Genomic DNA, 11,500 nt, shown 5'->3' with positions numbered 1-11,500 from the left:
GGCGTGCCGCCGGGCGCGGCCGCCCCGGCCGCCCCCGCCGCCGCGGCCGCCCCGGCGGGCCCGGCCACGGGAGGCCCGGCCACCGGCAGCCCGACCACCATGGTCAGCCCGCCACCCGGGGTGTCGTCGAGCGCGAGCGTGCCGCCCATCGCCTCCACGAAGCCCTTGCTGAGCGCCAGGCCGAGTCCGAGCCCCGTGCTGTTGTCGGTGTCGCCCCACCGCTGGAACGCGACCATGATCTCGTCCCGCCGTTCGACCGGGACCCCGGGTCCGCGGTCGACCACCCGCAACTCGACCCGGTCGCCGAAGGCGCTCGTCGAGATGCGGACGCTCGCGTCCGGCGGCGAGTGGCGCAGGGCGTTGTCGAGCAGGTTGACGACCACGCGCTGCAGCAGCACGGCGTCGGCCCGCACGGGCGGCACGGTCGCCCTCAGCGCCAGCGCGCCGCCGGCCGGCCCCAGGCCGCGCTCGTCGAGGGCGCCGAGCACGCCCTCGTCGACGGCGCCGTCCGCCGGCGTCACGGCGCGCGCCCCCGCCTGCACGCGGCTGACGTCGAGCAGGTCGGTGACGAGGGTCGAGAGCGAGTCGAGGCTCTCGTGGGCGGGGGACAGCAGCTCGTCGCGGTCGGCGTCGCTCCAGGCGACGTCGGTCTGCCGCAGTCCGCTGACGGCGGCCGTCGCCGCGGCGAGCGGGCGGCGCAGGTCGTGGCCGACGGCGGCGAGCAGGGCGCTGCGCATGCGGTCGACCTCGGCCAGCGGAGCGACCTGGCCGGCGGCCCGGCTCAGCTCGGAGTGCTCGAGGGCCGCCTCGACCTGCGCCGCGACGACGTCCAGGAGGCGCCGGTCGGCTGCCTGCAGTCCGGGTCCGGTCAGTTCGAGGGTCGCGTCGGTGCCCGCGGCGATCGACGTGGTGGTCTCGGCCGGGGACCCGGGTGCGGGACGTCCGTCGTCGGTGAGCCGCGCCTCCCCGATCTGGACCCCGCCCTGGACGACGCGCACCCGGGTCATGCCCAGGGCCTCGCGGGTGCGCCCGATCAGGGCCTGCAGGGCGTCCTGGCCGCGCAGCACGCTGCCCGCGACCGTGGCGAGCAGCTCGGTCTCGGCGAGGGCCCGGGCGGCGGCGCGACTGCGGCGAGCGGCCTGGTCGACCACGTAGCTGACGATGGCGGCGTTGAGCACGTACAGCACGAGCGCGGCCAGGTGCAGCGGCTCCGCGATGGTCAGCTGGTAGATCGGCGCGATGAAGAAGAGGTCGAGTGTCACGCCCGAGAGCAGCGCCGCGAGCAGGGCCGGCCAGATGCCGCCCGTGACGGCGACCACCACGACCAGCAGCTGGAAGACCAGCACCGTGCCCGCGATGCCGTCTTCGGAACGGTGCCCGGCCAGCAGCCCGGTGAGCAGCGGCCCCGCCACGAGGGCGAGCACGAAACCGGCGATCACGCGGCGCCGCGAGAGGGCCCCGCCGAGTCGCGGCAGCACCCGGTCGCGACCGGCCGAGGCGTGGGTGACGATGTGCACGTCGATGCGACCGGACTCGCGGATCACGGTCGAGCCGATGCCGGGCCCGGTCAACGCCGCGGCCAGGCGCCCCCGCCGGCTGACGCCGATCACCAGCTGTGAGGCGTTCACCCCGCGGGCGAAGTCGACGAGCGCGCGGGGCACGTCGGAGCCGACGACCTGGTGGTACGTGCCGCCGAGCTTCTCGACCAGGGCACGCTGCGCCGCCAGGGCTCCGGGCGCTCCCTGCCGCAGGCCGTCCTGGGCGCTGACGTGCACGGCGACGAGCTCCCCTCCGGACGACCGTGCGGCGATGCGGGCGCCCCGACGGATCAACGTCTCGCCCTCGGGTCCGCCGGTCAGGGCGACCACGACGCGTTCGCGGGCCTCCCACGTGCTGTCGATGCCGTGCTCGTCTCGGTAGGCCTTGAGCGCGCTGTCGACCTCGTCGGCCAGCCAGAGCAGCGCCAGCTCGCGGAGTGCCGTGAGGTTGCCCAGACGGAAGTAGTTCGAGAGCGCCGCGTCGACCCGGTCGGCCGGGTAGACGACGCCCTCGGCGAGCCGGTCGCGCAGGGCCTGTGGGGCGAGGTCGACGAGTTCGACCTGGTCCGCCGCCCGCAGCACGGCGTCGGGCACGGTCTCACGTTGGGTCGCCCCGGTGATGCGCTCGACCACGTCGGTGAGCGAGTCGACGTGCTGCACGTTGACGGTCGAGACGACGTCGATGCCGGCGACGAGCAGGGCCTCGACGTCCTGCCAGCGCTTCTCGTGGGTCGAACCCGGGGCGTTCGTGTGGGCGAGCTCGTCGACGAGTGCCAGCTGCGGGGCCCGCGCGAGCACCGCCTCCAGGTCCAGTTCGTCCAACGCGACTCCGCGGCGGACGACCACCCGGCGAGGCACGACCTCGAGGTCGCCGACCAGTGCCGAGGTCGCGCGCCGCCCGTGCGTCTCGACGACGGCCACGACGACGTCGACGCCCTCCGCCCGCAGCCGTGCGCCCTCTTCGAGCATCGTGTACGTCTTGCCCACTCCGGGTGCCGCCCCCAGCACCACCCGCAACCGCCCTCGCTTCATGGGCTCAGCCTGTCACTCCCGCGGACCTGACCGTGCCGGACGGGGACCACTCGCCGGGCAGACGGGAACGCCCCGTGACCACGGGGGCCACGAGGCGTGTGTCTCGAGAGGACCGGGCCCCCTCCGTGGTTCAGCTGGAGGGTCGCACCCGACGCGACCCTGCGCGATCTCACAGGGAGTTGTGTGCCTGGTGTCTCTCGAGGCCGTCCGACCCGAATCGGACTCTTGAAGGATACGCGATCTCGAGGCTCCGTTGCCCATTGGGCATGGAAATTCTCAGGAAGTCCCGGCACCATGGTCCGATGCAGCAGACCCCAGCGCGTGGCGACCTGACCCGGTTCGCGACGGAAGCGGTCGGCGGGCGCGACGAGAAGCGTCGGGCGACGAGCCGCGGGCTCGCCGATGCGGCCTTCCGATTGGCGACCGAGAAGGGCTTCGACGGCTTCGTCGTCGAAGACGTCACCGCCTCGGCCGGTTACTCGAGACGGACCTTCGCCAACCACTATTCGTGCAAGGAAGACGCCGTGGCCTCGGTGCTGCTCAACAAGGCGGGCGCGGCGGTCGACGCCTCCGACCTGTCGATGCTGGCGTCCTTCGAAGGCACCGACATCGACCTGCTCGAGCTGTTGCTGCTGTCGGCCGTCGACACGCAGCTCGTCGACTACATGATCAGCCTCCGCCACCTGCTGCGGACGCACGAGCCCCTGCTGCCCTACGTGCTCGCGGTCGGCGTCCCCATGACCGAACGCGTCGGCGACGTCATCGCCCTGGCCGTCGGCCCCTCGCGAGACGCCCTGACCACGTCCCTCCTGATCCACTCGACCTGGGGTGCCGTCATCGCCGTGCTGCGCGGCGTCTACGATCCATGGGTCGACACGACGACCGACGACGAACGCGTCGACGCGCTGCGCGCCTACTGGGTGACGACCTTCGACCGCTTCCGCACCGGCTTCGGCCCCGTGGCCTGACCCTTGGACGACGCGATCCCCGCCGGTGAGGTCCTGGCCGGGGGCAACATGAACGCGGTCGTCCGACAGGGCGACACCGTGCTCCGTGTCGCCGGCCCCTGGACCCCCACGGTCCACCGCCACCTCAGGTACCTGTCCCGCGCGGGCGTGGACGGCATCCCCCGGCCGCTGGGCATCGAAGGCGGACGCGAACGCCTCAGCTTCGTCGACGCCGACGTGCCCGTCTATCCCCTGCCCGACCACGTCTTCACCGACGAGGCCCTGGTCGAGGGGGCACGACTGCTGCGCCGTCTCCACGACGCGAGCATCGGCTTCGGCCTCGACGGCGCCGTGTGGCAAGCCCCGGTGAAGGTGCCGTCCGAGGTGATCTGCCACAACGACTTCTCACCGCACAACCTCGCCTACGACGCCGCAGGACACGTCGTCGGTGCGATCGACTTCGACTTCGCCTCGCCCGGCCCGCGCCTGTGGGACCTCGCCTACTACGCGACGCGTGCCGTCCCCCTCACCGACCGCACGCCGCCGAACGCCCCCGGCATGGCCGACGCCGAGCGGCGCGTCCGACTGCTCCTCGACGCCTACGGCAGCGAGGCGACCTGGGCCGACGTGCTGCGGGTCGCGATCATCCGGTTGCACGACCTCGCCGAGATGAGCCGCGACAGGGCCGTCGAGCTGGGCAACCCCCGGCTTGTCGACGACGCGGACGGGTACGAGCGCGAGGCCGCGTACCTGGCGACCCTGCGCGACTGAGCCGCGCGCGCCTCCTGCGCTCGTCCACGACGGCAGGCACCGCACCCGGACCAGGACCAGGAGGCGCGGTGCCGGTCCCGTCAGGCGAGCAGGTCCACGGCGAGGTAGCCCGCGTAGCCGCCCGACGTGCGTCCGTCGCGCCGCCCCGAGGTCAGCACCTCGCCGACGTCCGACGCGACGAGGGTCGCGCCGGCGTCGCGCAGCCGGTCGACGAGGACGTTGTCCTCGTGCAGGTCCACCGGGGCGAACCCGCCGACGGCCCGGTACGACGAAGCCCGCACGCCGAGGTTGGCGCCGTGCACGTGGCCGTTCGGCCGTCCGGGCGTGTGCCGGGCGGTCCAGGCCGCGATCTGGCGTGGCGAGAGATCGGCGAAGTCCGGGCGGACGGTGCCGATCACGACGTCGGCACCCGCGTCCGCGCGGTCGAGCTGGTCGTCGATCCAGCCGGGCGGCACGACCGAGTCGGCGTCGGTGCAGGCGAGCCACACCGCGTCGAGCGACAGGTCGCCGGAAGGCAGTCCGTCCGAGGCTGCGCCGAGCTCGTCCAGGGCGACGTCGACGCCGACGGCCCGGGCGACGCCGACCCCGCGGGCCTCGATCTCGACGACGGTCACGCGAGGGTGCGCACGGGCGGCCGCGACCGTGCCGTCGGTGCAGGCGTCGGCCACGAGGACGACGACGACCCCCACCTCCGGGTGGGTCCGGGCCGTGTGCCGCCGGGCCAGGTCGATGCCGTCGAGGGCGCGTGAGACGAGTTCCTCCTCGTCGTGCGCGGGGACAACGACCGCGACGGCGCGCACGGGGCGGGTCGTGGTCGGGCGCACGGTCGAGTCGCTCATCGCAGCCCCGTCCGCTCGGCGACCGACCGGGGGTCCCGCGAGAAGACGTCGAGCACGAAGTCGCCCTCGACGTGGTGCGAGACCCGGTGGAGGCGCGGGTCGGCCCCCAGCCGGGCGTGGACGTCGTCCGCGCTCTGCCGGAAGTCGCCCTCGGGCTGGGTCCAGTGGCAGGCGACGACGTCGCCGTCCTCGGCCAGGCCGTCGACTATCGAGTCCACGAGCCGTCCGAACGCCTCCGGGGCCAGGTAGTAGCCGACCTCGCTGAGGACGACGAGGTCGAACGTGCCCGACGGGTAGTCGGCGGCGGCGTCGGCCTGCTCGACCGCGACGTGCGGCAGGTTCGCGAGCCGTTCGCGGGCGGCCTGCACGGCGACCGACGACACGTCGAGAGCCAGCAGGCGGTCCGCCGCAGGGGCCAGGTCGCCGGTCAGCACGCCGATCGAGCAGCCCACCTCGAGCACGCGGCCGTCGCGCTCACGCGGCGGCGACGCCGCGGGGGGGGCGCGCTTGCGGCGCTCGTACCAGCGCGCCGTGCCCCGCCACGGATCGGCGCGGCGGGCGGGCGGCCGGGCGGACGTGGCCTCGGTCGCCGGACCCGACGCCGCGGCGCCCGACCCCGGCCCGGCCACCACGAACACCTCGCGCCCGCGGGCGAAATGCCGCTCGAACACCGGGTGCAGGACGGGGGCGTCCTCGGGCGCGTCCGAGAGCGGTCGTCGTTGCGAGACGTACGCCGCGAGGGCCGAGCGTTTCGCGGCGTCGGCGACGGCGTCCAAGGACGACAGCCGCAGCGACGGCCAGGGCACGTCGGGGTGGTCGGGCGAACCCCAGGGCCACAGCCAGATCGGGTACTCGAGCAATGCCGTGCCGGCCTGGTCCGCCTCGGCCACCAGCTCGGCGGCGATCTCGCCGAGCACGCGGTGGTCCCGGTGGCCGTCCCCGCGCCAGGGTGCCACGAGCAGGCCGTCCGGTCCGGGCAGCAGGGGCCTCAGCCGCTCGGTGATCTCGGCACGGGCCTCGCGGACCGCTCCGTCGGCGATGCTCCACTGCACCAGCTCGACGTCGGGACCCAGCAGGTGGACCGCGACCCGCGCCTCCTCGGCCCTCGTCGCGACGAGGTCCTCGGCGCTCGTGGTCGAGCCGGGGTGCGAGGCGGCGCCGTCGGTGACCACGACGACCGTGACCGGGACGCCGCGGGCGGCCGCGTCGGCGATCAGGCCGCCGGCACCGAGGGTCTCGTCGTCGGGGTGGGCGGCCAGCACGACCAGACGTGACACCGCGGACGGGTCGACAGTGCCGTCGAGCGACGGCAGGGCGAGGAGGCGCGGGTCGGCCTCCCAGGTCTCGACCGGCGTCCCCGGCGCGCGACCGTCGAAGCTCACTACGTGGGGAGCCCGTCGCGGGCGGCGTCGCGGAGCACCGTCTGACCGAGCGACGCGTCGTCGCGTTCGCCGTGGGGCTGGCGGGGGTAGAGCTCGAGGTCGGCGCCACGCTTGGCGTGGGCCGCGTCGGTCGCCCGCGGCGCGGGGCCGAGGGCACGGGGGGCCGGGGCCAGCCCCTCGTCGCGGGCGTGCGCGACCGTCCCGCGGACGCGCTTGGCCAGCAGCCGCCCCGCCTCACCGGTCGCCTCGCCGGCGTCGACGAGGTCGGCGGCCTCGACCAGCGCCCGGCGGGCGTCGGCCAGCCGCGTGTCGACGAGGCCGAGGGCCTGCAGGAGGTGCGGGTCGGCCGGGCGCTCCGGCGCGCGCGACGAGGCGGTCACCGCCGCGGCGAGCAGCGGGCGGGCCGCCCCGGCCGCGCCGCCGTGCCAGCACGCCGCGCCGCCGATGCCGCCCCAGGAGAAACCGGGACGCTCGAGGTACCAGCCGGGCGCGCCGACCTCGTGCGCCTCGACGTCGTCGAAGTCGACCGGGCCGGACGGGATCTCGACCAGCCCCCGGGCGGGCCAGGCGTCGGCCGTGACGGTGACGCCCTGCTGACGGAGGTCGACCGAGAACAGCCGCCGCTCGTCACCGACCCAGGCGGTGACCAGGGCGCCGTCGACCGTGCCCGCGAGCGAGCACCAGGGCTTCGTGCCCGTCAGCGACCAGGCGCCGGTCGCGTCGGAGCGACGTGAGCCCTCGAGGCGGACTCCGGGGCCCTCGGCGGCGAACACGCCCCAGGTGAAGGAGTCGTCGGTGCGGGCGCGGGCGGGCAGCACGGAGCCCTCGCCGCCGTCCTCGTCGGGCAGGGTCTCGGGGGACGTCGCGGCGACGTCCTCGGCGTGCTGGTCGAGGATGGCGAGCGCGTCGAGGTGCGGTTCGACGGCTCGCGCCGCACCGAGGTCGTGCGCGGCGAGCGTGGCCAGGGCCTGCCAGAGGTCGGCCGTCGATCCGAGTCCGGGCAGAGCGCCGTGTCGACCGAGCTCGACCGCGAGGTCGAGGGCCTCGTCGACCGTCGGTGCCTGGCCGGATCGCAGCTGGTCGACGACGAGAGCGGTGGCGGTCCCGACGACCGGACCCGCGCCTCCCAGGGTGACCGGGACGACGGTCGCGGCGGGGCGCGCGGGCGCGGGAGTAGTCATCGTCCCGACGCTAGTCGGCCGACCGGCCTCACGCGGGGCCTTGACACCGACCTGGCGACAGGTGTCGTCGACGCTGCAGGACTCAGAACTCGTCGGCGTCCAGGGGGATGCCGTCGGTGGGATCGCTCGTCTGGGGTTCGACGCGCCGCAGCCGGTCGATGCGGGCCTCGATGTCGTCGACCAGGTGGTCGTCGTCGATCTCGACCTCGTCGGTCTGCTCTTCGGAGACGAGCATCTGGCTCGCCGGGCCGAGCAGGATCTGGAACCGCTGGTGGACGCCGCCACGATCCATGCCCGGCAGGTCGACCATGTCGGACTCGTTCTGCATGGCCAGTGCCCGCGCGTACTCGACGACGGCCGCCGCGATCTCGTCGCCGGTGACCAGGTACTCGTCGGCGTAGTGGATGCGTTTCACCGGTGGTTCTCCCTGCAGTCGAGACGACTCGTCGTCACCTGTCACGCTACGCCGCAGGCGTCTGGGAGAGCACCGCACCGGGGGACGCCGGGGCGCCCGGGAGCGGACAGAAGAAAAGCCACCCCGGAACATCTCTGGCGAGAGAGAGAACCGACGTGGCTTTCCGCGGAGCCGGTGGGATTTGAACCCACGGTTCCCACAAAGGGAACTCCACCTTAGCAGGGTGGTGCACTAGGCCGAACTATGCGACGGCTCCATGCGGCTCGCGAGCGAACGCGCAGGGACCAGCATAGCGGCCCGAGAGCCAGATGCCGAAACCGAGCCCGCGACCGGTCGGACGTCGGGCACGGAGGGGCGTGGACAGAACCACCCGTGCCCCACCCGCTCTGGGGGGCGTGATCGGCTTGTCGGCATTTGTGCCGACACATAGAGTACCCCTGACGCCGACGACGGCCGAGGGGCAGTGGCTCGACAGCACGAGCCCGTTCACCCTTGCCGAACACGCTCCCCGACAGTCGTCGCGTCACGTGCCCCATCATCGAGCGCCGCACCCGAACGGCTGCGTCCGAGGGGCTCCGCCGGCATCGACGCCGGCCTCCACACCCCCCACGGTGCCGCACCCCTGATCCCGGCATCGCGGGGTTCTCATGCGTGCCGGTTCGGGCCGCCGCTTGAGGTCACCGGTCGTCCCGGCGAGCTGGTTACTCGCCGGGACGACTTCTCGGCCGTGCGCCTAGTTCGAGCCGAACGCGACCGAGCAGGTCTGGTCGGCCGCCGTCTGACCCGTGAGGCCCTCGATGACCTCGGTCGTCGGCGGCGTGGTCGCCGCTCCCGCGCCCGGATCGGTGGGGGCCGCCGTGTCGACCGGAGCCGCGGTCTGGGCCGGCGAGGACGTCTCGACCGGAGCGGCCGGGGCCTGGCTCGAAGCCGATCCGTCACCCGTGGCGGTGCTCTCGGAACCGATGCCGGTGCTGCCCTCGGGGATCGAGAACGGGACGTCGTTCTTGATCGCGTCGAAGAGCTGGGTCGCCACGGCCTTGTCGGGCTGCACCTTGCCCTCGTAGACGCCGGAGCCACCGGTCGTGCCGGGGTACTGGACGAAGTTGACGGAGTCGAGCGGCAGGTCTCGCAGCGCGAGGCCGATCTGCACCATGGTGTCGATCTTCGTCAGCTGGTCGGACAGGGTCATGTTGCTGGCCGCGGCACGGGCCAGCGAATAGAGCTTCGTGGGGTTGCTGAGCGTGTCGGCGCTCTTCACCGTCCGCAGCAGCGACGAGAGGTAGACCTGTTGGCTGCTGATGCGGCCGAGGTCGGACCCGTCGCCCACGCCGTGGCGGGTGCGCAGGAAGGCCAGGGCGTCGGCCCCGGACAGCACGGACTCGCCGGCCGGGATGTCGAGACCCGTGTAGCGGTCCTTGATGGGGGTGGCTGCGCAGACCGGCACACCGCCGATGGCGTTCGACATCTCGATGACGCCGTTGAACGAGATCATGCCCGCGAAGGGGATGTCGAGACCGGTCAGGCTCGACACGGTCGAAGCGACGCAACTGAGCCCGCCGTACGAGTAGGCCTCGTTGATCGGCCGGGCCGACATCGCCGAGTAGTACCCGGAGCCGTCCTCTTTCGCACACGACGGGATGGGCACGACCATGTCGCGCGGGATGCTGACGGCCGTCGCGTTGCTGTGGTCTGCCGAGACGTGCAGCAGGATGTTGACGTCGTTCAGGGTCGCGTCGCGTTCGCCGAAGGCGCCCTGGTCTTGGCTGGCGTCGTTGTCGGTCCCGACGACGAGGATGTTGAAGCCGCCCTCGTACTCGCTGATCGACGGGGGCGCGGGCTTGGTGGTCTCGCCCTGGGCCGCCTGCAGTTCGACACCCGTGCCGAGGTCGCTGCGCACCTGATACGCCGCGATCGCACCGACCGAGGCTCCGCTGACGAGCAGCACGGCCACGGAGGCGGCGACCACCTTCGTGACGGCCCGCACCGGGCCTCCGCTCTTCAGCCGGCCGTGACGGGCGACTCCCGTCGTCGCCGGGGTGGCACGGCGACCGGAGGCGGTCCCCTCGGGTCGGGCAGCTCGGCGGCCACGGCCGGATCGGTCGCGAAGGTCGCTCACGCGGTGTCCTCTCGGTCATCGAAGGCACTGGTCGCTCGCTCGGACTCGAGAGAACTCGTGGATCGAGCGGGCGGACGTGCACCGTTCGGTGTACGGGCAGAAGGAGAGTCTACGCAGACGGTCCTGGACCGCCCCCGGGGACTCAGCCGACCTTGCGGTTGGCGACGAGCTGCACGGCGTACGACGCGAACCACTGGCCGGCCGCCGGCCCGGCGTTGCACTGTCCGTCGCTGGCTCCGGGCGTCTTGATCCAGAGGAGGGCGTCCAGCTTCGTCGAGCCGGTCTGGACGGACGGTACCGACCCCAGGCCGGCGCCTGGGGCGTTGCACCACGTGCCCTTCCAGCCGCGACCGTTGCGTGACGTGTCGATCACGTAGCGCGCGCCTCCCGAAGCCTGCGACACCTTCTCGGCGTACGCCCGCTCGGACTCGACCGGGTAGTAGTTCGAGACGTTGGTCGCGAAGCCCCGGGCCCGGTCCACGCCCGCGGCCTTGAGGCGCGCGGCCATGGTCTGCGGCGGCACCCAGTTCGAGTTGCCGGCGTCGATGTACGCCGGCACCCCGGCGTCGGCGAGTGCCGCCACGGCCGCGGCGATGGTCGCCTCACGTCCGTTCGTCTGGGTGGGGCAGTTGCTGATCAGGGCGAGGGCGTCGGGTTCGACGATGACGGCGGCACGGTGACCGGCGAGGCGCGAGGTGACGAGCTGGTTCCAGCGGAGGTAGGCCGCGTTGTCGGCGGAACCCCCGGCCGAGTGGCTGCCGCAGTCGCGGTTGGGGATGTTGTAGGTGACGAAGACGGGCGTGGTGCCCTTCTTCTCGGCGGCGGCGACGGTGGCGTCGATCTTCTGCACGAGCTGCGCGTCGGTGAACCAGCCGCCGAGCCAGGTGGCGACGGACTGCTGGGCGATCGTGCGGGCGGCCGACGCCTCGGCGGTGCGGCCCTGCGACGAGAGCGTCGCCGCGGCACGGGCGGCCTCGCCGTTCGTGTCGACGAACAGACCGCCCTTGTAGAGGGTCGCGCTGCTGGCGGTGCGGATGGTCTGCGGGGTCGTCGTGGCGGTCGTCTTAGCGGTCGTGCGGGGAGCCGCCGTGGACGCTGGGGCAGGGGTGGGGCCGGCGGCGTGGGCGGCGGCCCGGGGGGCGGCGATGCCGGCCACGGGGGGGACGGCGGCCCCGCTGACGAGGGCGGCGAGGGGCGGCGGGGGCACGTGGGGGTTGGGGGTCGGGTCCGGGGTGTTGGGGGCGCGGGGGGGTGTCGGGCGCACCCGGGGGCCGGCAGG

At 73.7% G+C, this 11,500-nt stretch carries 9 protein-coding genes and 1 tRNA gene; 2 read left to right on the top strand and 8 right to left on the bottom strand.

Annotated features, from left to right (window positions below):
* Positions 1 to 2,570 (bottom strand): ATP-binding protein (locus AEQ27_RS00910; protein WP_082383120.1); only part of this gene is annotated, 2,570 nt, incomplete at its 3' end.
* 302 nt (positions 2,571 to 2,872) lie between these two features.
* Here AEQ27_RS00910 and AEQ27_RS00905 point away from each other — a divergent pair.
* Positions 2,873 to 3,538 (top strand): TetR family transcriptional regulator, encoded by a 666-nt coding sequence (locus AEQ27_RS00905; RefSeq protein ID WP_054144969.1) that lies wholly within the window; start codon positions 2,873 to 2,875, stop codon positions 3,536 to 3,538.
* A gap of 3 nt (positions 3,539 to 3,541) precedes the next feature.
* Positions 3,542 to 4,288, top strand: coding sequence for a phosphotransferase (locus AEQ27_RS00900; protein WP_235450930.1), 747 nt, complete (start codon positions 3,542 to 3,544; stop codon positions 4,286 to 4,288).
* 80 nt (positions 4,289 to 4,368) lie between these two features.
* On the opposite strand, the gene AEQ27_RS00895 is transcribed toward AEQ27_RS00900, so the two are convergent.
* From AEQ27_RS00895 to AEQ27_RS00865, 7 genes are all read right to left on the bottom strand, one after another.
* Positions 4,369 to 5,127 (bottom strand): glycosyltransferase family 2 protein, encoded by a 759-nt coding sequence (locus AEQ27_RS00895; protein WP_054144968.1) that lies wholly within the window; start codon positions 5,125 to 5,127, stop codon positions 4,369 to 4,371.
* Complete coding sequence (locus AEQ27_RS00890; protein ID WP_054144967.1) at positions 5,124 to 6,509, bottom strand: bifunctional PIG-L family deacetylase/class I SAM-dependent methyltransferase; 1,386 nt, start codon at positions 6,507 to 6,509, stop codon at positions 5,124 to 5,126. The genes AEQ27_RS00895 and AEQ27_RS00890 overlap by 4 nt, the downstream gene beginning before the upstream one ends.
* Positions 6,509 to 7,690, bottom strand: a complete 1,182-nt coding sequence (locus AEQ27_RS00885; protein ID WP_054144966.1) for an acyl-CoA dehydrogenase family protein — start codon at positions 7,688 to 7,690, stop codon at positions 6,509 to 6,511. Before AEQ27_RS00885 ends, AEQ27_RS00890 begins: the two co-directional genes overlap by 1 nt.
* Positions 7,691 to 7,772: 82 nt before the next feature.
* The gene (locus AEQ27_RS00880; RefSeq protein WP_054144965.1) at positions 7,773 to 8,105 is read right to left on the bottom strand and encodes a hypothetical protein; all 333 of its coding nucleotides are present in this window, start codon (positions 8,103 to 8,105) and stop codon (positions 7,773 to 7,775) included.
* Positions 8,106 to 8,271: 166 nt separating this feature from the next.
* A tRNA-Ser gene (locus AEQ27_RS00875) sits at positions 8,272 to 8,361 on the bottom strand.
* A 477-nt stretch (positions 8,362 to 8,838) separates the two neighbouring features.
* Complete coding sequence (locus AEQ27_RS00870; RefSeq protein WP_082383118.1) at positions 8,839 to 10,221, bottom strand: LCP family protein; 1,383 nt, start codon at positions 10,219 to 10,221, stop codon at positions 8,839 to 8,841.
* 142 nt (positions 10,222 to 10,363) lie between these two features.
* A partial coding sequence (locus AEQ27_RS00865; RefSeq protein ID WP_235450929.1) for a glycoside hydrolase family 6 protein occupies positions 10,364 to 11,500 on the bottom strand: 1,137 nt, incomplete at its 5' end.

Source organism: Frigoribacterium sp. RIT-PI-h (assembly GCF_001297205.1).
Taxonomy (GTDB): Bacteria; Actinomycetota; Actinomycetes; order Actinomycetales; family Microbacteriaceae; genus Frigoribacterium.
This window is presented reverse-complemented; position numbering and strand designations above follow the sequence as displayed.

Bases quoted from the DNA above. Each gene is read 5' to 3' on its own strand.
- AEQ27_RS00885 (WP_054144966.1), bottom strand. From the start codon at position 7,690: ATGACTACTCCCGCGCCCGCGCGCCCCGCCGCGACCGTCGTCCCGGTC.
- AEQ27_RS00895 (WP_054144968.1), bottom strand. From the start codon at position 5,127: ATGAGCGACTCGACCGTGCGCCCGACCACGACCCGCCCCGTGCGCGCC.
- AEQ27_RS00905 (WP_054144969.1), top strand. From the start codon at position 2,873: ATGCAGCAGACCCCAGCGCGTGGCGACCTGACCCGGTTCGCGACGGAA.